Annotated in this window: 17 protein-coding genes; 10 read left to right on the top strand and 7 right to left on the bottom strand. The window is 50.6% G+C overall.

Annotated elements, in window-relative coordinates; all coding sequences use genetic code 11:
- Positions 1–6: 6 nt before the first annotated feature.
- Together serC and B9P82_RS02165 are read right to left on the bottom strand one after the other, a co-directional pair.
- Positions 7–1,095 (bottom strand): 3-phosphoserine/phosphohydroxythreonine transaminase, encoded by a 1,089-nt coding sequence (serC, locus tag B9P82_RS02170; protein WP_016152445.1) that lies wholly within the window; start codon positions 1,093–1,095, stop codon positions 7–9.
- A gap of 212 nt (positions 1,096–1,307) precedes the next feature.
- The gene (locus B9P82_RS02165; RefSeq protein WP_016156114.1) at positions 1,308–2,000 is read right to left on the bottom strand and encodes a DUF421 domain-containing protein; all 693 of its coding nucleotides are present in this window, start codon (positions 1,998–2,000) and stop codon (positions 1,308–1,310) included.
- Between the two features lie 136 nt (positions 2,001–2,136).
- On the opposite strand from B9P82_RS02165, the gene ycaO reads away from it, so the two are divergent.
- The 4 genes from ycaO (at position 2,137) to pflA (ending at position 8,427) form a co-directional block, all read left to right on the top strand.
- Positions 2,137–3,897: a 30S ribosomal protein S12 methylthiotransferase accessory factor YcaO gene (ycaO, locus tag B9P82_RS02160; RefSeq protein WP_047414124.1), complete on the top strand. Its 1,761-nt coding sequence runs from the start codon at positions 2,137–2,139 to the stop codon at positions 3,895–3,897.
- Positions 3,898–4,301: 404 nt separating this feature from the next.
- On the top strand, positions 4,302–5,159 hold the full coding sequence (gene focA / locus B9P82_RS02155) for a formate transporter FocA (RefSeq protein ID WP_003831909.1): 858 nt from the start codon (positions 4,302–4,304) through the stop codon (positions 5,157–5,159).
- 59 nt (positions 5,160–5,218) lie between these two features.
- Positions 5,219–7,501, top strand: a complete 2,283-nt coding sequence (gene pflB, locus B9P82_RS02150; protein WP_016152441.1) for a formate C-acetyltransferase — start codon at positions 5,219–5,221, stop codon at positions 7,499–7,501.
- Between the two features lie 185 nt (positions 7,502–7,686).
- Positions 7,687–8,427 carry a pyruvate formate lyase 1-activating protein gene (pflA, locus tag B9P82_RS02145; protein WP_003035751.1) on the top strand — a complete coding sequence of 247 codons (741 nt, stop codon included), beginning with the start codon at positions 7,687–7,689 and terminating at the stop codon, positions 8,425–8,427.
- 61 nt (positions 8,428–8,488) lie between these two features.
- Here pflA and B9P82_RS02140 read toward each other — a convergent pair whose 3' ends face one another.
- Positions 8,489–9,337: a MurR/RpiR family transcriptional regulator gene (locus B9P82_RS02140; protein ID WP_016156113.1), complete on the bottom strand. Its 849-nt coding sequence runs from the start codon at positions 9,335–9,337 to the stop codon at positions 8,489–8,491.
- Positions 9,338–9,458: 121 nt separating this feature from the next.
- Between B9P82_RS02140 and B9P82_RS02135 the strand changes: the two genes are divergently transcribed.
- The 5 genes from B9P82_RS02135 to B9P82_RS02115 are packed head-to-tail and all read left to right on the top strand — an operon-like array spanning position 9,459 to position 13,267.
- On the top strand, positions 9,459–9,734 hold the full coding sequence (locus B9P82_RS02135) for a PTS sugar transporter subunit IIB (protein ID WP_016152439.1): 276 nt from the start codon (positions 9,459–9,461) through the stop codon (positions 9,732–9,734).
- A gap of 16 nt (positions 9,735–9,750) precedes the next feature.
- Positions 9,751–11,016: a PTS ascorbate transporter subunit IIC gene (locus B9P82_RS02130; RefSeq protein ID WP_046274698.1), complete on the top strand. Its 1,266-nt coding sequence runs from the start codon at positions 9,751–9,753 to the stop codon at positions 11,014–11,016.
- Positions 11,017–11,028: 12 nt separating this feature from the next.
- A complete protein-coding gene (locus tag B9P82_RS02125; RefSeq protein ID WP_019076395.1) occupies positions 11,029–11,826 on the top strand; it encodes a transketolase in 798 nt (265 codons plus the stop codon).
- Positions 11,826–12,737, top strand: a complete 912-nt coding sequence (locus B9P82_RS02120; protein ID WP_019076394.1) for a transketolase family protein — start codon at positions 11,826–11,828, stop codon at positions 12,735–12,737. Before B9P82_RS02125 ends, B9P82_RS02120 begins: the two co-directional genes overlap by 1 nt.
- A 53-nt stretch (positions 12,738–12,790) precedes the next feature.
- A complete protein-coding gene (locus tag B9P82_RS02115) occupies positions 12,791–13,267 on the top strand; it encodes a PTS sugar transporter subunit IIA (RefSeq protein ID WP_016152435.1) in 477 nt (158 codons plus the stop codon).
- A gap of 45 nt (positions 13,268–13,312) precedes the next feature.
- On the opposite strand, the gene B9P82_RS02110 is transcribed toward B9P82_RS02115, so the two are convergent.
- Positions 13,313–14,461, bottom strand: coding sequence for an MFS transporter (locus tag B9P82_RS02110; RefSeq protein ID WP_019076392.1), 1,149 nt, complete (start codon positions 14,459–14,461; stop codon positions 13,313–13,315).
- A 385-nt stretch (positions 14,462–14,846) separates the two neighbouring features.
- Between B9P82_RS02110 and ycaC the strand changes: the two genes are divergently transcribed.
- Positions 14,847–15,473, top strand: coding sequence for an isochorismate family cysteine hydrolase YcaC (gene ycaC, locus B9P82_RS02105; RefSeq protein WP_016152433.1), 627 nt, complete (start codon positions 14,847–14,849; stop codon positions 15,471–15,473).
- Between the two features lie 30 nt (positions 15,474–15,503).
- Here the strand turns inward: ycaC and B9P82_RS02100 are convergent, their stop codons facing one another.
- The 3 genes from B9P82_RS02100 to dmsA are packed head-to-tail and all read right to left on the bottom strand — an operon-like array spanning position 15,504 to position 19,441.
- Positions 15,504–16,367, bottom strand: coding sequence for a dimethyl sulfoxide reductase anchor subunit family protein (locus tag B9P82_RS02100; RefSeq protein WP_016152432.1), 864 nt, complete (start codon positions 16,365–16,367; stop codon positions 15,504–15,506).
- Position 16,368: 1 nt separating this feature from the next.
- Positions 16,369–16,986: a DMSO/selenate family reductase complex B subunit gene (locus tag B9P82_RS02095; RefSeq protein ID WP_003035741.1), complete on the bottom strand. Its 618-nt coding sequence runs from the start codon at positions 16,984–16,986 to the stop codon at positions 16,369–16,371.
- Positions 16,987–16,996: 10 nt separating this feature from the next.
- Complete coding sequence (dmsA, locus tag B9P82_RS02090) at positions 16,997–19,441, bottom strand: dimethylsulfoxide reductase subunit A (protein ID WP_101699875.1); 2,445 nt, start codon at positions 19,439–19,441, stop codon at positions 16,997–16,999.
- Positions 19,442–19,484 lie beyond the last annotated feature (43 nt).

The following is a 19,484-nucleotide window of genomic DNA, read 5'->3' as shown; positions in this document are numbered from 1 at the left end:
AGCAGATTAACCGCGGCGGCGCTCGAAATCGACCATGAAATCGGTCAGCGCTTTTACACCTTCTAGCGGCATTGCATTGTAGATGGACGCGCGCATACCGCCGACCACACGGTGCCCTTTCAACGCGTGCAGACCCGCAGCGAAAGACTCTTCCAGGAAGAGTTTATCCAGGGCGCTGTCAGCAAGCTGGAACGGTACGTTCATGCGTGAACGGTTCGATTTTGCCACGTCGTTACGGTAGAAATCGCTGTTATCGATTACGCCGTACAGCAGTTCCGCTTTTTGCTGGTTAATTTTATCCATCGCGTTAACACCGCCCTGCTCTTTCAGCCATTTAAAGACCAGGCCAGACAGATACCAGGCAAAGGTTGGCGGCGTGTTGAACATGGAGTCGTTGTCATTCAGCACGGTATAGTCGAGGATTGACGGGCATGACACATGAGCCTTACCCAGCAAATCTTCACGTACGATGACAATGGTCAGCCCGGCCGGGCCGATGTTTTTCTGCGCCCCGGCATAAATTACGCCATAACGGCTCACGTCAAGCGGTGCAGAAAGAATGGTAGAGGACAGATCCGCCGTAACCACCACATTGCTGGCAAAATTCGGCGTTTCATCGATCGCAATGCCATCAATGGTTTCATTCGGGCAATAGTGCAAATACGCCGCGTTGTCAGAAAGCTGCCATTCGCTCATTGGCTTAACAGCACGCAGTCCGTCAACGGTGACTTTGGCGTCGATAACGTTTGGCGTACAGTATTTTTTCGCTTCTTTAATTGCGCTGGCGGCCCAATAACCGGCATCAACGTAATCCGCCGTGGTTTTGTCACCCAGAATATTTAACGGGATGCCCGCAAACTGCCCGCGCCCACCGCCATGGCAGAACAACACTTTATAGTTGGAGGGGATGCTGAGAAGATCGCGAAAATCCTGCTCCGCTTCCTCTGCGACCTGGATGAATTCTTTGCCACGGTGGCTAATTTCCATCACCGACGTGCCAAGACCGTTCCAGTCGCGAAGATCCTGTTGAGCCAGTTTAAGTACTTCTGCCGGTAACATTGCCGGACCTGAACTAAAATTGAAGACCTGAGCCATTTCCCCTCACCACGTTGTGTTGTTGTCCAATCAACATCCTGTCATTGGCGATAATCCGGTGACAGACATTGGTATAAGTTATTCCTGTGGATATCGGTTTTATCATTCAGTGACACGCGCCGCAATGGGTAAAACTGGCCGGGGTAAAAATGTGTCATTGGTCACACAACAGAATCTATCGGATTGACGGGTAAAAACCGAGATTTTCGCTGTCAGGTGACCCGTTTTGCCCGACTGGCCTTCGACCATTCTGGATTTGCACAGCGTGGACATAATTGATGATCTCCGGCGTTCATTTGCACCACTTCACTACACCGTATACATGCATAGTCCCCAGCTTCAGGTATCACTTTAAATCGCTGTGTACAGCGTTTAGGCAAAATACTGAGCCCCGGCTTTACGTCTTCATCTGCAAAGAAATAGACGCTGATTTGCCCATTTGTCTCCAGGATGGCCAGTCTCACCTGTCCCAATTGCTCCACGCCGTTCAAACGCAATTCCATAAAGAATTCGAATTCCGTCATATTGGCGCTATTGAGCTTCGACCATGCCAGCTCGCCGTCCTCAATGATCACAACGGGCTTGCCCTCCAGCAAATCCTCCATTTTCTCGCTATGCGCCATCAGCCACATAACCAGCCGATACAGCACAGCAAGCGTAATAAAGACCACCAGCACCGGCAGCATCGGGACATCATCATAAAATGCCACGTCTCCCGCCGCGGACCCCAGCGTAAGGATAATCAGCACTTCAAAAAGCGACATCTGGCGTACGCCGCGACGTCCGGTGATTTTTAAAAACAGAAAAACCAATATAAAGGTATAGAGGCTGCGCAGAGCAACTTCTCCCAGAAAATCCATGGGCACCTTATCCAGTACCATTCGGTGTAAATCGAAAGCTTTCATTATTATGCTCTAAACGTGGTTGGCTGTAGGAAAGCATAGCTAATACTTTTATTTACGTCTGAACTCCGGCGACGATAGCGCCATTCATTTAAAACCCGTATCATTGCGCGCTTTCCGTACGACAAAAGTGATTTTCATGACGCAAACATTTATCCCCGGCAAAGATGCCGCTCTGGAAGACTCCATCGCTCGCTTCCAGCAAAAATTGCTCGACCTTGGTTTTCAAATTGAAGAAGCCTCGTGGTTGAATCCCGTCCCTAACGTCTGGTCTGTACATATTCGCGACAAAGAATGCGCGCTGTGCTTCACCAACGGTAAAGGCGCGACGAAAAAAGCGGCGCTGGCTTCCGCGCTGGGCGAATATTTTGAGCGTCTGTCGACTAACTATTTCTTTGCGGATTTCTGGCTGGGTGAAACCATCGCCAACGGCCCATTCGTGCATTATCCGAACGAAAAATGGTTCCCGTTGACTGAAGAAGACGACGTACCAGAAGGTCTGCTGGATGCTCGTCTGCGTGCGTTTTACGATCCAGACAACGAACTGACTGGCAGCATGCTTATCGATCTGCAATCCGGTAATGAAGAACGTGGGGTCTGCGGCCTACCGTTTACCCGTCAGTCGGATAACCAGACCGTCTATATTCCGATGAATATTATTGGCAACCTGTACGTTTCTAACGGCATGTCTGCGGGTAACACCCGTAACGAAGCGCGCGTTCAGGGCCTGTCTGAAGTCTTTGAGCGTCATGTGAAGAACCGTATTATTGCGGAAAGCATCAGCCTGCCGGAAATCCCGGCCGAAGTCATGGCGCGCTACCCGGCAGTGGTGGAGTCCATCGCCAAACTGGAAGCGGAAGGTTTCCCAATTTTCGCCTACGATGGCTCCCTGGGCGGCAAGTATCCGGTGATTTGCGTTGTCCTGTTCAACCCGGCCAATGGTACCTGCTTTGCCTCCTTCGGTGCGCACCCGGATTTCGGCGTTGCGCTGGAGCGTACTGTCACTGAACTGCTGCAGGGCCGTGGTCTGAAAGATCTTGATGTCTTCACCCCACCAACCTTTGACGACGAAGAAGTGGCTGAACACACTAACCTTGAAACCCACTTCATCGATTCCAGCGGCCTGATCTCCTGGGATCTGTTCAAGCAGGATGCTGACTATCCGTTCGTTGACTGGAATTTCTCCGGTACCACCGAAGAAGAGTTCGCCACCCTGATGGCCATCTTCAATGCTGAAGATAAAGAAGTGTATATCGCCGACTACGAGCACCTGAGCGTTTATGCGTGCCGCATTATTGTTCCGGGAATGTCTGACATCTATCCGGCTGAAGATCTGTGGTTAGCCAACAACGCCATGGGCGCCCATCTGCGTGACACTATTCTCTCGCTCCCGGGCAGTGAATGGGATAAAGAAGACTATCTCAATCTGATCGAACAACTGGATGAGGAAGGCTTTGACGACTTCACCCGCGTACGCGAGCTGCTCGGTCTGGCAACCGGTGCGGATAACGGTTGGTACACCCTGCGCATTGGCGAGCTTAAAGTGATGCTGGCGCTGGCCGGCGGCGACCTGGAGCAGGCGCTGGTCTGGACAGAATGGACGATGGAATTCAACGCCTCTGTCTTTAGCGCTGAACGTGCCAACTACTACCGCTGTCTGCAAACGCTGCTGCTGCTATCTCAGGAAGAAGATCGTCAGCCGCTACAATATCTGAACGCGTTTGTGCGCATGTACGGTGCCGAGGCGGTTGAAGCCGCAAGTGCAGCATTAAGTGGCGAAGCGCCGTTCTACGGGCTTCAAACTGTTGATAGCGATCTGCAGGCTTTCCCGGCGCATCAGTCTCTGCTGAAAGCTTACGAAAAACTGCAGCGCGCGAAAGCAGCACATTGGTCAAAATAGTGACAATCAGCCTGCGCTGAGTAGGCTAAAGGTATTGTCTGGGCTATATTACGGGGCGCTTAATGCGCCCTGTTTTTTATTTTGGTCAAATCAAAAAATAAATGTAAAAACAAGGTTAAATATTAGTAGTTGATATTAAGAAAATTAGCTTATTAATGTGGTTTTTTATCTCAATTACTCCATTTTAATTAACCGCCCCAGAGGAGACAGAAAGAAAAAATTCAACTCACTTTATAATTTTTAAAATTTATCTTTATTTGGATAATCAATAAGTTACACCGTAATCGCATAAAAACCATGCGCCTTACGGGCCTATAAGCCAGGCGAGATATGATCTATATCAAATTCTCATCTATAATGCTTTGTTAGTATCTCGTCGCCGACTTAATAAAGAGAGAGTTAGTGTGAAAGCTGACAACCCTTTTGATCTTATTCTTCCTGCTGCAATGGCCAAAGTTGCCGAAGAAGCAGGCGTCTATAAAGCAACGAAACATCCGCTTAAGACGTTCTATCTGGCAATTACTGCCGGTGTATTCATTTCAATTGCCTTTGTTTTCTATATCACCGCCACAACCGGTACCGGCACAATGCCTTTCGGCATGGCGAAGCTAGTAGGTGGTATCTGCTTTTCCCTGGGGCTGATTCTCTGCGTTGTCTGCGGTGCAGACCTCTTCACCTCAACCGTACTGATTGTCGTAGCGAAAGCCAGTGGTCGCATCACCTGGGGCCAATTGGCGAAAAACTGGCTTAACGTTTATGTCGGCAACCTGATTGGCGCCCTGATCTTCGTGTTACTCATGTGGCTTTCTGGCGAGTATATGACCGCTAACGGCGCGTGGGGTCTCAACGTCCTGCAAACAGCCGACCACAAAGTGCACCATACTTTTGTTGAGGCGGTAAGTCTTGGCATCCTGGCGAACCTGATGGTGTGTCTGGCAGTATGGATGAGCTATTCGGGTCGCAGCCTGATGGACAAAGCGTTTATCATGGTATTACCGGTCGCAATGTTTGTTGCCAGCGGTTTTGAGCACAGTATCGCAAACATGTTTATGATCCCTATGGGTATTGTAATTCGCGATTTCGCCACCCCGGAATTCTGGACCGCTGTTGGGTCTTCTCCGGAGAATTTTTCTCACCTGACCGTGATGAATTTCATCACCGATAACCTGATTCCGGTTACGATCGGCAACATTATCGGCGGCGGTTTGTTGGTCGGGTTGACATACTGGGTCATTTATCTGCGTGGTAACGATCATCATTAATCTGATGATGCCCATTACACGCAGTAAATAAAAAATCCACTTAAGAAGGTAGGTGTTACATGTCCGAGCTTAATGAAAAGTTAGCCACAGCCTGGGAAGGTTTTACCAAAGGTGATTGGCAGAATGAAGTAAACGTCCGTGACTTCATTCAGAAAAACTACACTCCGTATGAGGGTGACGAGTCCTTCCTGGCTGGCGCAACTGATGCGACCACTGCACTGTGGGACAGCGTGATGGAAGGCGTTAAACAGGAAAACCGCACTCACGCGCCTGTTGACTTTGACACCTCCGTTGCTTCTACCATCACTTCTCACGACGCTGGCTACATCAACAAAGCGCTCGAGAAAATTGTTGGTCTGCAGACTGAAGCTCCGCTGAAACGTGCGATCATTCCGTTTGGCGGCATCAAAATGGTTGAAGGTTCCTGCAAAGCGTACAATCGCGAACTGGACCCGATGCTGAAAAAAATCTTCACCGAATACCGCAAAACCCACAACCAGGGCGTATTCGATGTTTACACCAAAGACATTCTGAACTGCCGTAAATCCGGTGTTCTAACTGGTCTGCCAGATGCCTATGGCCGTGGCCGTATCATCGGTGACTACCGTCGCGTTGCGCTGTACGGTATCGACTACCTGATGAAAGACAAATACGCTCAGTTCGTCTCTCTGCAGTCCGATCTGGAAAACGGCGTAAACCTGGAAGCCACTATCCGTCTGCGTGAAGAAATTGCTGAACAGCACCGCGCACTGGGTCAGATCAAAGAAATGGCTGCTAAATATGGCTGCGATATCTCTGGTCCGGCAACCAACGCTCAGGAAGCTATCCAGTGGACTTACTTCGGCTACCTGGCCGCGGTTAAATCTCAGAACGGCGCAGCAATGTCCTTCGGTCGCGTATCCACCTTCCTGGATGCCTACATCGAACGTGATATCAAAGCAGGCAAAATCACCGAGCAAGACGCTCAGGAAATGATTGACCACCTGGTCATGAAACTGCGTATGGTTCGTTTCCTGCGTACCCCTGAATATGATGAACTGTTCTCCGGTGACCCGATTTGGGCAACTGAATCTATCGGTGGTATGGGCGTTGATGGCCGTACTCTGGTTACCAAAAACAGCTTCCGCTTCCTGAACACCCTGTACACCATGGGTCCTTCTCCGGAGCCGAACATCACCGTTCTGTGGTCTGAAAAACTGCCTCTGAACTTCAAGAAATTCGCCGCTAAAGTGTCCATCGACACCTCTTCTCTGCAGTACGAGAACGATGACCTGATGCGTCCGGACTTCAACAACGACGACTACGCTATCGCTTGCTGCGTAAGCCCGATGGTTGTTGGTAAACAAATGCAGTTCTTCGGTGCGCGTGCAAACCTGGCGAAAACCATGCTGTACGCAATCAATGGCGGCGTTGATGAAAAACTGAAAATGCAGGTTGGTCCTAAATCTGAACCGATCAAAGGCGACGTTCTGAACTTCGACGAAGTTATGGAGCGCATGGATCACTTCATGGACTGGCTGGCTAAACAGTACGTCACTGCACTGAACGTTATCCACTACATGCACGACAAGTACAGCTACGAAGCCTCTCTGATGGCGCTGCACGACCGTGACGTTATCCGCACCATGGCGTGTGGTATCGCTGGTCTGTCCGTTGCTGCTGACTCCCTGTCTGCAATCAAATATGCGAAAGTTAAACCGATTCGTGACGAAGACGGTCTGGCTGTCGACTTCGAAATCGAAGGCGAATACCCGCAGTTTGGTAACAACGACTCTCGCGTTGATGACATGGCGGTTGACCTGGTAGAACGTTTCATGAAGAAAATTCAGAAACTGACTACTTATCGTAACGCTATCCCGACTCAGTCTGTTCTGACCATCACCTCTAACGTGGTTTATGGTAAGAAAACCGGTAACACCCCAGATGGTCGTCGTGCTGGCGCGCCGTTTGGACCGGGTGCTAACCCAATGCACGGTCGTGACCAGAAAGGTGCTGTTGCCTCTCTGACCTCCGTTGCTAAACTGCCGTTTGCTTACGCTAAAGATGGTATCTCTTACACCTTCTCTATCGTTCCGAACGCACTGGGTAAAGATGACGAAGTTCGTAAGACCAACCTGGCTGGTCTGATGGATGGTTACTTCCACCACGAAGCGTCCATCGAAGGTGGTCAGCACCTGAACGTGAACGTCATGAACCGTGAAATGCTGCTGGATGCGATGGAACATCCGGAAAAATATCCGCAGCTGACCATCCGTGTTTCTGGCTACGCAGTACGTTTTAACTCCCTGACTAAAGAACAGCAGCAGGACGTTATTACTCGTACCTTCACTCAGACCATGTAATTGGTTTTGACTGAAATCGTACTTTAAAAAGCGTACAATAAAGGCTCCACGTAAGTGGGGCCTTTTTAATAGCCTGCTTTGTCAGCTATCTATACTTATGGATAGCAGCCAAAACAGACTCGACACAGTTAATAACTGTGCACTAACACAGGCCCCGGATGGGCCACACCTGGAGAAACACCGCAATGTCAGTTATTGGTCGCATTCACTCCTTTGAATCCTGTGGCACTGTTGATGGCCCGGGCATCCGTTTTATTACCTTCTTCCAGGGCTGCCTGATGCGCTGCCTGTATTGTCATAACCGTGACACATGGGATACGCACGGCGGCAAAGAAGTCACCGTCGACGAGTTAATGAAAGAGGTCGTGACCTACCGCCACTTTATGAACGCCTCCGGTGGCGGTGTAACAGCTTCCGGTGGCGAAGCTATCCTGCAAGCTGAATTTGTACGCGACTGGTTTCGTGCCTGTAAAAAAGAAGGTATTCATACCTGTCTGGATACCAACGGTTTTGTTCGCCGCTACGATCCGGTGATCGATGAATTGCTGGAAGTCACCGACCTGGTGATGCTCGATCTCAAACAGATGAATGATGAAATCCATCAGAATCTGGTGGGCGTATCTAACCATCGTACGCTTGAGTTCGCACGTTACCTGTCCAATAAAGACATCAAGGTGTGGATCCGCTACGTCGTTGTACCTGGCTGGTCTGACGATGACGACTCCGCGCACCGCCTGGGCGAGTTTACCCGCGATATGGGCAACGTAGAGAAAATCGAACTGCTGCCATACCATGAGCTGGGCAAACACAAATGGGTGGCAATGGGTGAAGAGTACAAACTTGACGGTGTTAAGCCACCGAAGAAAGAGACCATGGAGCGCGTGAAAGGCATTCTTGAGCAGTATGGTCATAAAGTAATGTACTAAGGTATGACGACCACGGCGTCGCAGCGCTCTGCTTGAGTAGCGCGACGCCAACGTTCGATGCCTACGACATAAAATATTCTGAAAGTTTATTGGTCACGCTTTCAATAGAGAAAATACGTTTCTGGTGTGCTTTACGACACTGCACGTAACGCTCATCCTGCTCTTCCAGAGCACTGAGTATGCGATCCGCCACCATCATCGCACCAGCAATTTCAGCAAAACCAGACTCACCTTCCCCCTGTAATGCAACCGCCGCCTGCAAATTCCAGTCAGAAAGCCGATTTAATGGAGCAAACGATCCGCGAGTTAACGAGAGAATTTTTATGCCTTGTTCCTTCGCTAGCGTCAGCGACTGCATCATATCGGTAGAGACTTGTTCTGTATGAATAACGATAATCCCTGTTTTTTGGCTGTCCGCCAACGGAGAGATAGCCGCCGGATAAAATCGGTCGATATAACTGGCTATTTTCCCCATCTGCACCAGATTGATTTGCAGGAATAACGCCACCGGCACCGCAGTACCTACCGCATAAATTGCAATATTACTGAGCTGATTTAACCAGGTCGCAACCGCCTGCAACTCTTTGCTGTCAATGATGGCATTGCTGTCACAAACGCTTGCCAGTACCGCCGCCGTCTCCTCACTTCCTCCATCATTCGGCCGTGCAGCTCCTTGCTCCAGTGCAAGAGCCGTTCTGAAATCAGAAAACCCCTTAAAACCAAAGGCACGGCAAAAACGAGTGATGCTCCCCTCACTGGTATCAATAGAATCGGCCAGCTCGGTTATCGTATGCCGCATCACAAAATCAGGATTTTCAGTGATAAAACGCCCTACCTTTTCCAGGATCGGACTAAGCTCTGAAGCCCCATTTCTTATGTTAATCAATAAATTAGTATCTATCTGACTCATTTTTCGCCTTTTTGCACAAAATGCAAATGCTGTCACATACTTTGCCCGGCTTTGCGATAATAATTTTTATCGCACCAATGATAATTAAAAATAATTATTTTTACAAACAGGAGAACGTCTAATGAAAGGTCTGATCGTCTGTCGTACCGGTATGGGCAGTTCGCTAATGCTGAAAATCAAAGCCCAAAAAGTCATCGATAAACATGGCTGGGATATCGATCTTGAACACGATGTCCTGTCAGGGCTACGAACCTGGCAAAACATCGACTTCGTGATCACCATGAGCGACCTGACCGATGAGGTAGAAGCCGCCGGGTTCAGAGCAATCGGTATCACCGATCTGATGAACAGCGAAGAAATGGAATCTGCGCTCACCAGCGTTGTTCAAAACAACTAACCTCTCCGGGGGAAATATGGATCTCCTAAAGTTCATTGTATTCGACATTTTGGGTGTAACCCCACTTTTAGTTGGCTTTATTGCGCTAATTGGTTTGCTTATCCAGCGTAAACCCATCGAAAAAGTGCTTTCAGGTACCTTTAAAACCATCGTCGGATTTCTGGTATTTGCCGGCGGAGCAGGGATTGCGGTGACATCCTTAGGTAATTTTCAGACCTTATTCAGCGATGGATTCGGTCTGAAAGGTGTGATGCCGTTAGCCGAAGCGTTAACTGGGCTGGCACAAACCAAGTTTGCCATGTGCGTTTCACTCATCATGGTCGTTGGTTTCGGCTGGAACTTGTTTTTTGCCCGCGTAACACCGTTCAAATACATCTTCCTGACGGGCCAACATAATCTGTATCTGTCTGCCCTCTTAACCGTTACGCTTAAGGCGCTTGGCTACAGCGATGTAACAACAATCATCGTCGGTTCCATACTGCTGGGGCTTGCGGCCTGTGTCTATCCAGCTATCGCTCAGCCGTGGATGCGTAAGATTACCGGTAATGATGAAATCGCGATGGGTCATTACGTTACTCTGGCCTACGCGCTATCGGGATGGATCGGTTCGAAAGTGGGTGATCCTAAGCAGTCAACAGAAAAGCTAAATCTTCCCGGATGGTTGGGGATTTTTAAAGACTACATCGTCTCCGTGTCCATCTCTGTCAGTATTTTCTATTACATCGCGGCGCTTGCCGCAGGCGAAGAAGCGGTAACGGCCGCCGCCGGTGGAATGCATTGGCTGGTTTATCCGCTATTCCAGTCACTCACGTTTACCGCATCGCTTTATATCATCATCACCGGCGTTCGCTTGCTGTTGTCAGAAATAGTCCCGGCATTTCTGGGCATCTCTGAAAAATTTATCCCGAACGCCAAACCCGCACTGGATTGCCCAGTCGTCTTTCCGTATGCCCCAACCGCCACCGTTTTAGGTTTCATCTCTTCCTTTGTGGGTGGATTGGTGGTTATGGGGGTACTCGCATTAATTGGGCAAACGGTCATTATCCCCGTCGCCATCCCCTACTTCTTCATTGGTGCTACCGCCGCCGTCTTCGGTAATGCGTCAGGAGGCTGGAAAGGGGCCATCGCCGGTAGCTTTGTCACTGGCATATTAATTGGTATTGGCCCGGCACTCATCTATCCCATCATGGAGTCGGTTGGATTGTCCGGTACTAGCTTCCCGGAGACAGATTTTGTCGCCCTCGGCTTAGTGGTTTATTACATCGGCAAAATGTTGCCCTGATAAGGAATGAACATGAATATTGACGAATTAAAATCCCATGCGCTGGCTGCTCGCCGGGATATTGTCACCATGATTTATGAATCAGGCATTGGCCATCCTGGCGGTGCATTGTCCATCATCGACATTCTGACCTGGATTTACGATCAAGAGGTGGACTTCTCCTGCACCCCTCGCGCTCGCGTGGTCATGAGCAAAGGTCATGCGGTTGCTGCTCAGTACGCCATGTTGCATCAAAAAGGCAAAATTGAGCGCAGCGAATTTAATACTTTTCGACAAATTAACTCACGTTTACAGGGGCACCCTAGCATCAAATCTCTGCCCGAAGTCGATGCAACAACCGGCCTGCTGGGCCAGGGATTATCCATTGCCTTTGGTATGGCGGCGGCCAAAAAACAGCGGGGGGAATCACAGCGCGTTTTCGCCATCATTGGCGATGGCGAAATGCATGAAGGGCAAATCTGGGAGACGCTACAACAGGCAGGCCATATGAAGATGGATAACCTGGTGGCGATTATCGACTACAACGGTTTTTCCTCCCACGACCCCGTTAATCAGGTGGTGAATCTGGAACCTCTGGCCGACAAAGTGCGTCTTTTCGGCTGGCACGTACTCGAACTCCATAACGGTAACGATATGCATCAGGTTGCCGACACGCTGATGCTCTCACGCCATCTGAAAGGCAAACCTGTCGCCATTATTGCGCATACCACCAAAGGCAGTGGCGTTAGCTATATGGAAAATAACGGTGACTGGCATTCAAAAACCCCAACCACCGAACAATATCAGCAGGCTATGGAGGAGTTGCAGTGATGAAAGCCCCACGTGATGAAATTGGTAACGCACTCATTGCCCTGAAAAAAAAGGGCTATCCCATTGTCGCCATTGATAGTGATTTAGCCAGCTCCACCCGCACTGACCAGTTCCAGGCCGTCTATCCAGACGCTTTCTTTGAAATGGGTATTGCGGAAGGATCGGCAATGAGCTTTGCCACTGGCCAGGCGTTGGAAGGAAATATTCCGTTCTACGTTAACTTTGCGATGTTTGTGACAGGCACCGCCTGGACTCAACTGCGCCAGGCATGCTACGCGAAAGCTAATATTAAATTAGTTGGTAGCCACCCAGGAATGGATGATGGACCTGACGGCGCATCGCATCATGCGCTGGAAGATCTGGCCCTGACGCGCGTACTGCCGGGGCTCACAATTCTGACGCCTGCCGACGCTGAAGAAGTTGAGGCCGCATTTGAACAGGCAGTAAACATTCCCGGTCCGGTCTATATTCGCGTAGCCCGAGAACCGATGCCCGTGCGCGATAAATCTGCCGTTCCGCGAGTGACCGATATCGCCGCCGTGGAGGACTCAGGCAATGACTTCGCCATTCTCTATGAAGGGACCGTTCTGGAGCAGGCAAGCGCAGGTTATGTGCAGCTGTGCGCCCAGGGAAAACGTGGCAAGCTGATTCACGTCGCTATGCTAAAACCGTTTAACCGCCAGCGCTTTCTGCAACTGATTGCCAACTGCCCGCAGATCGCAACAATTGAAAATCACACGATCACCGGTGGGCTTGGCGGACAGGTTGCTGAAGTATTGGCGGAGGAAGGATTAACCACGAGATTAATCCGACTGGGGACACAAGATACGTTTACGGAATCAGGCAATAGCCGCCAGTTGAAAGAGAAATACGGTATTTCGGCGACCGCACTCTTTGAAGCCCTCAGATAGTTCGGGTTGGCAGACCGCAATGCGGTCTGCTGCTCTGAAATAAGGAGAACACAATGACATCTGCGCTATTTTCTGCCTGTCAGTTTCGTGAACAATGCCACTCCTGGCAGGAGGCCGTGACGCTGGCTTGCCAGCCTTTGGAAGAACTGGGCGCGATTACGTCCGCCTACGCTCAGGCAATCATCCGTGAAACAGAACAACTGGGACCGTGGTACATCCTAAGCCCTGAGTTTGCCCTACCGCACGCTCGTCCGGAAGAAGGAGTGATAAGCAGTGAGACACATCTGTCGCTCTTGTGTCTGAAAGAGGCGGTGCCTTTTCCAGGGCATCCAGATGTGCGGTTAATTATTGTCCTGGCGGCTGCCAGCAGCACCCGACATATTGAAATGATTCAAAAACTGGTTTGCTGGCTGGATGAAGGGGAGCATTTACAACAGCTGACGAGTATGACCAGTCAGGCGCAGCTTCACTGCACGCTGAAAGCATGCGAATACCTCGCAACTTCCGGCATACCCGCAATGGGAAAATGAGTCACGGTATGCAAACATTTTGCCTTGCATACCGTCTGGCGCGCTTTATACGTGAGCCACCGGAGTCGGCGTATGTCTGGCGCTACGCAACAACATCAGCAGATAAATAAACGATACGCTGGCAATCATAATGAATAACAGATTATCGGAATAATTCTGCATCAGCATTGCGGTGAATGAAGGACCAAGCAGGCTGCCAACGGTATAGCTTAATAACAATGCCTGATTCATGGCGACCAACTGATGATGTTCAACCTTTTCACAGGCCCAGGCCATCGCCACCGGATAGAGGGTAAAACCTGCCGCACCCAACATAAACAACGCAGGCGCCATCGCCGCCTGATTCAGCATGGCGATACTTCCGACGATAACCACGAAGACCTGGACGCGTAAAACCAGCAGGCGTCCCAGCTTGTCTGCCAGGCGACCAATCGGCCATTGCCCCAGAATACCGGCGCTAACCAAAACCGCCATCCAGAAACCAATGCTGGCGTTGCTCACCCCTTGATGGTTGAGATACAGCGGCATCAGGCCATACAAAGACCCCAGCACAATCCCGGAAATAATACAGCCGTTAACGCCCAGACGCGCCTGACGCAGCCTCAGCATGGAGGTAATAGGAGTAGACTGCTGTTCATCACCCTGCTGATTGGCAATGCGCGTAAAGAGCAATGGCAAAACGCCAGCCAGGATCGTACCCGTCACCCACGGCAGGACGTTCATCAATTCTGTTGATACTTTACTGACCAGTAGCTGGCCTAAAAACGTCCCCACGTAATAGATCATCATATAGGCGGCAAGCAAGCGTCCGCGATTACGCGAATTCCCGCTGCACATCAGCGCACTTTCCACTACCACCCAAATCATGGCGCAGCCAACACCGGCGATAAAACGCCAGGTCATCCAGCTCCAGAATCCCACCATAACCCCCAGGCCGATACAGCCCGCGGCAAAAATAAGCGAGGCAATGTAATAGCTGCGATTAAAACCAAGGTGTTTTATTAAATACCCGGTCAACAACGTCCCTACCAGATTGCCGGTAAAGTAGGAAGAACTCACCACACCTACCTGCCAGGTGGGCAAATTTTCATGGGCGAGCCAAAGCGGGACGAGCGTGTTTAACACGGCGATCGCCAGGGTCAGCAGAAGCAGCCCGCACAGCAACAGCATGACGGGACGGGTATAGATGGACATGAATAAAAACCGTGAGGAAGTTCAAATTTCATGCGCATCATGCCACTGCCAAAAACATTGTCAATCGGCGCAATCAAAGGGCTGAGGCGCTTTCCGGACGATCGATTTGCATTACTGATTCTTAATGTGAATAGATAAAAAACACAAAAACACATCTGCTTGTTTTTATTGATCTAAAACAAAAATCTCGCGTTGCGTTCAGTCGAAAAATTTCATGGACTCCCCTTACTTTTATTTCTTACTAAACTCTATGCGGGATGCAGATCTGCATTGTCTTCAAAATAGAACAGTGAGTTCTTATTTAGGTATCTAATCCATATATCGTTCTTTCTGTAGACTTAAACTCATCAAATTTCCCCCACAGATGCTGAACAGGAGAAATATCATGACTAAACCTTACGTAAGACTTGATAAAGATAATGCGGCAGTACTGCTGGTCGACCATCAGGCTGGCCTGCTCTCTCTGGTTCGGGATATCGATCCCGATAAATTTAAAAACAACGTGCTTGCCCTCGGCGACTTAGCAAAATACTTCAAACTCCCAACCATTCTGACAACCAGTTTCGAGACAGGACCAAACGGGCCACTGGTACCGGAACTGAAAGCTCAATTTCCCGATGCGCCTTATATTGCTCGCCCCGGAAACATTAACGCGTGGGATAACGAAGATTTCGTGAAAGCAGTGAAAGCGACCGGTAAAAAACAGCTGATTATTGCCGGTGTCGTGACGGAAGTTTGCGTTGCTTTCCCTGCGCTCTCGGCTATTGAAGAAGGTTTTGATGTCTTTGTCGTAACCGATGCGTCGGGTACGTTTAATGAAATTACTCGCCATTCAGCATGGGATCGGATGTCCCAGGCCGGTGCTCAACTGATGACGTGGTTTGGTGTCGCATGTGAGTTGCATCGCGACTGGCGCAACGATATCGAAGGTCTGGCGACGCTGTTCTCTAATCACATTCCTGATTATCGCAATCTGATGACCAGCTACGACACGTTAACTAAACAGAAGTAAAAAAACCGGGGCTATGCCCCGGTTTGTCATTTAGCTGGCAACCGCCATACCGACGGTCATATGCAGCCCGTAGAACACGCCACGACCAATCAACTCGCCGACTAACAGCAGAATAAACGCGACGGAAAGCAGCGGAACTGCAGGCTGGTAGCCTTTCACTTGCGGTACAATCCAGCAGCACAACGCTAATGCCAGAGCGACAATCCGCCACGCCATCAGCGAGCCGTAATCCGGAACCAGCGCAGACGCCTGTTGAATGGAACTGTGGATCGTCGCCAGTTCAGCCCCCTGCATTACAGACATGATGGCGCTCACGACCAGAGCAAGCACTGAAATAGCCGGCAACAGGCGCATCGCCCAACCGTCCACGCCAGCAATTCTCAGCAACAGATATCCCAGCAGCGGACCGCCCATAAACATCGTCAGGAAGAAGCCCAGCGGCGTCCAGATGCTGTACCAGGTCGGTACGGTATCGATGGTGTTATACACGCGCACCATCATCCAGACAAAAACCACGCCCAGTACCATGGTAACAACTAACCACAGATTGCGTAATACGGGCGACATTTTTTTCAACGTTGCCAGCAGCCAGCCGATGCCGCCAACGGCAAAGAAGATTGAGCCGCTGGCAATTTCATTACTCAACGCAGAAGACCCTACACGATTGAGTGAGTTAAAGGCGCGCATCGGTGAGCCCAGGTGGAGCATGGAAGCAATAAAGCCAATGCCCATTAATACCCACAGCCCGAACATGCAGGCAATCACGCGCTGCTGCGATTCAGGGCGTAAGTCCCCTTTCATCAACGCCAGCGCCAGAACGATAAAGCCACCAACTACACACTGTCCGAAGACAGTGAAGATCATCAGCGGCCATTCATGCCATCCACTTCCCATCTTACACCTCCTTCGGATTGGCCAGATAACCTGTAGTATCCCCTGTCGGGCGGCTATTGGCGTTAGGTTTGATGACAATACTTGGTTTGGTAAAGTGCGCGCCCGGCAGTGGCGCTACCGCAGCCAAAGTACCGTGTTTTTTGCGCAGCTCTTCAATCGGACCAAAATCCAGCGCACGCAGTGGGCAGGACTCCACGCAGATAGGTTTCTTACCCTCAGCGACGCGCTCATGGCAGCCATCACATTTAGTCATATGCCCTTTTTCAGCATTGTACTGTGGCGCACCGTAAGGACAGGCCATGTGGCAATACCGGCAGCCAATGCAAACATCTTCGTCGACAACGACAAAACCATCTTCACGTTTGTGCATCGCACCGCTCGGACAAACCTTGGTACAGGCCGGATCTTCACAGTGGTTACACGCAATGGAGAGGTAATAAGCAAAGACGTTCTGATGCCAGACGCCGTTGTCCTCCTGCCAGTCGCCGCCTGCGTATTCATAAATGCGGCGGAAGCTGACTTCCGGGGTTAAATTTTTGAAATCTTTGCAGGCCAGTTCGCAGGTTTTGCAACCGGTGCAACGGCTGGAATCAATAAAAAATCCATACTGGGTTGTCATCGGTTACTCCTTACGCCTTTTCAACCTGAACAAGGTTCGTGTGTGACGGATTCCCCTTTGCGAGAGGAGACGGACGCTGGGTCGTCAGGACGTTAATGCAACCGCCCTGATCCACGCGTTTTGCATCCGGGTCATACCAGGCCCCTTCGCCCAATGCCACCACGCCGGGCATCATACGTGGCGTCACTTTCGCCTCAATATGCACTTCACCACGATCGTTAAAGATACGTACCTTGTCGCCGTTGTTTATACCGCGTCGCTGCGCATCCATCGGGTTGATCCACATTTCCTGGCGGCAGGATGCTTTCAGGACATCGACGTTGCCATAGGTCGAGTGAACGCGAGACTTATAGTGGAAGCCGGTCAGCTGCAAAGGGAATTTCTCCACCAGCGGATCGTTTAAGCTTTCAAAGCCTGGGGTATAAATCGGTAGCGGATCAATTACATCACCTTCCGGCAGTTCCCAGGTTGCCGCGATCTCGGCAAGCTGCTGCGAATAAATTTCGATCTTACCTGACGGCGTGGTCAGCGGATTGGCTTTAGGATCCTCACGGAATGCCTTGTACGCCACATGATGTCCTTGCGGATCGCGCTGTTTAAAGATCCCTTGCTGACGGAATTCTTCAAACGTAGGCAGTTCAGGAATCGCTTTGCGCGACTGCTCATACAGATGGCGCATCCACTCTTCCTGAGTACGACCTTCTGTAAACTGCTGCTCAACGCCAAGGCGCTTCGCCAGCTCGCTAGTCATCTCGTAGATAGTCTTGCATTCGAAGCGTGGTTTGATCGCCTGATCGGTGAAAATCACATAGGACATGTTCCCGCATGAGGCATCCAGCGCGAAATCCATCTGTTCGGAGGCGGTGCAGTCCGGCAGCAAAATGTCCGCGTATTTCGCCGAGGAAGTCATATGACAGTCGATGACGACGATCATCTCGCACTTCTTCTCGTCCTGGAGGATTTCATGCGTGCGGTTAATATCAGAGTGTTGGTTTATCAGACAGTTACCGGCATAGTTCCAGATCATCTTAATAGGAACATCGAGCTTGTCTTTGCCGCGTACGCCGTCACGTAGGGCCGTCATCTCCGGGCCTCGCTCAATCGCGTCCGTCCACATGAACATTGAGATGCTGGTTTCAACAGGGTTTTCCAGCGTTGGCATACGCTCAAACGGCAAACTGTATGAACCCTCACGCGCCCCGCTGTTGCCGCCGTTGATCCCAACGTTACCGGTCAGGATAGCGAGCATAGAAATGGCGCGGGTCGCTATTTCACCGTTAGCATGACGCTGCGGTCCCCACCCCTGGCTGATGTATGCCGGTTTAGCGCTACCTATTTCGCGCGCCAGTTTGACGATACGTTCAGCGGGAATACCGGTAATCTGCGCCGCCCACTCCGGGGTCTTGGCAATGCCGTCCTTACCCTGCCCAAGAATATACGCCTTATAGTGACCGTTCTTCGGTGCGTCGGCCGGTAAGGTTTTCTCGTCGTAACCCACGCAATATTTGTCGAGGAACGGTTGGTCAACCATGTTTTCGGTGATCAGGACATACGCCAGACCATTGACCAGCGCCGCATCAGTACCAGGACGGATCGGGATCCATTCATCTTCACGCCCCGCACCGGTATCCGTATAACGGGGATCGATAATGATCATGCGGGCATTGGATTTCTGTCGCGCCTGTTCAAGGTAATAGGTTACCCCACCCCCGCTCATACGGGTTTCACCAGGGTTATTACCGAACAGAACCACCAACTTGCTGTTTTCAATGTCGGACGGGCTGTTACCGTCAGCCCAGCCGCCGTAGGTATAGTTCAACCCGGCAGCGATTTGCGCTGAAGAGTAGTCACCGTAGTGATTAAGATAGCCGCCGCAGCAGTTCATCAACCGTGCCACCAGCGTTTTACCCGGCGGCCACGAGCGCGTCATAGTGCCACCCAGCGTACCGGTACCGTAGTTCAGGTAGATAGACTCATTGCCGTAGTCTTTGATAAGACGCTGCATATTGCTGGCAATGATGTCGTAGGCTTCATCCCAACTGATGCGCTCAAATTTTCCTTCGCCACGCTTACCAACGCGTTTCATCGGGTATTTCAGACGATCGGGATTATAGACTCGGCGACGCATGGATCGACCACGCAGACAGGCGCGTACCTGGTGCAGACCGTCATAGTTGTCATCGCCGGTGTTGTCGGTTTCGACATACTTTATTTCACCGTCGACCACATGCATACGCAGCGGGCAGCGGCTGCCGCAGTTCACCGTACACGCGCTCCAGATCACTTTCTCATTAATCGGTGTCGGATTAAGGGCTTCTGCAGCATTAGCAATACGGGTAAATGGCAGGGTAAACGCGCTACTGGCCACCGCCAGTCCGCCTATCGCCGTCGTTTTCACCAAACCGCGGCGAGTAACCTCAGCTGCCAGCACGGCATCGGGGATCTTAGTTTTCATAGTGGCTCACTCTGCTGCTCACAATAAACAAAATACAAATATT

The sequence above is a fragment of the Citrobacter sp. L55 genome, assembly GCF_002850715.1.
In the GTDB taxonomy this organism is placed as follows: Bacteria; Pseudomonadota; Gammaproteobacteria; order Enterobacterales; family Enterobacteriaceae; genus Citrobacter; species Citrobacter braakii.
Note: the sequence above shows the minus strand (reverse complement) of the source record. Positions and strands in the feature narration are given on the sequence as shown.

Bases quoted from the DNA above. Each gene is read 5' to 3' on its own strand.
- serC (WP_016152445.1), bottom strand. From the start codon at position 1,095: ATGGCTCAGGTCTTCAATTTTAGTTCAGGTCCGGCAATGTTACCGGCA.
- B9P82_RS02165 (WP_016156114.1), bottom strand. From the start codon at position 2,000: ATGAAAGCTTTCGATTTACACCGAATGGTACTGGATAAGGTGCCCATG.
- ycaO (WP_047414124.1), top strand. From the start codon at position 2,137: ATGACGCAAACATTTATCCCCGGCAAAGATGCCGCTCTGGAAGACTCC.
- pflB (WP_016152441.1), top strand. From the start codon at position 5,219: ATGTCCGAGCTTAATGAAAAGTTAGCCACAGCCTGGGAAGGTTTTACC.
- pflA (WP_003035751.1), top strand. From the start codon at position 7,687: ATGTCAGTTATTGGTCGCATTCACTCCTTTGAATCCTGTGGCACTGTT.
- B9P82_RS02140 (WP_016156113.1), bottom strand. From the start codon at position 9,337: ATGAGTCAGATAGATACTAATTTATTGATTAACATAAGAAATGGGGCT.
- B9P82_RS02135 (WP_016152439.1), top strand. From the start codon at position 9,459: ATGAAAGGTCTGATCGTCTGTCGTACCGGTATGGGCAGTTCGCTAATG.
- B9P82_RS02130 (WP_046274698.1), top strand. From the start codon at position 9,751: ATGGATCTCCTAAAGTTCATTGTATTCGACATTTTGGGTGTAACCCCA.
- B9P82_RS02125 (WP_019076395.1), top strand. From the start codon at position 11,029: ATGAATATTGACGAATTAAAATCCCATGCGCTGGCTGCTCGCCGGGAT.
- B9P82_RS02120 (WP_019076394.1), top strand. From the start codon at position 11,826: ATGAAAGCCCCACGTGATGAAATTGGTAACGCACTCATTGCCCTGAAA.
- B9P82_RS02115 (WP_016152435.1), top strand. From the start codon at position 12,791: ATGACATCTGCGCTATTTTCTGCCTGTCAGTTTCGTGAACAATGCCAC.
- B9P82_RS02110 (WP_019076392.1), bottom strand. From the start codon at position 14,461: ATGTCCATCTATACCCGTCCCGTCATGCTGTTGCTGTGCGGGCTGCTT.
- ycaC (WP_016152433.1), top strand. From the start codon at position 14,847: ATGACTAAACCTTACGTAAGACTTGATAAAGATAATGCGGCAGTACTG.
- B9P82_RS02100 (WP_016152432.1), bottom strand. From the start codon at position 16,367: ATGGGAAGTGGATGGCATGAATGGCCGCTGATGATCTTCACTGTCTTC.
- B9P82_RS02095 (WP_003035741.1), bottom strand. From the start codon at position 16,986: ATGACAACCCAGTATGGATTTTTTATTGATTCCAGCCGTTGCACCGGT.
- dmsA (WP_101699875.1), bottom strand. From the start codon at position 19,441: ATGAAAACTAAGATCCCCGATGCCGTGCTGGCAGCTGAGGTTACTCGC.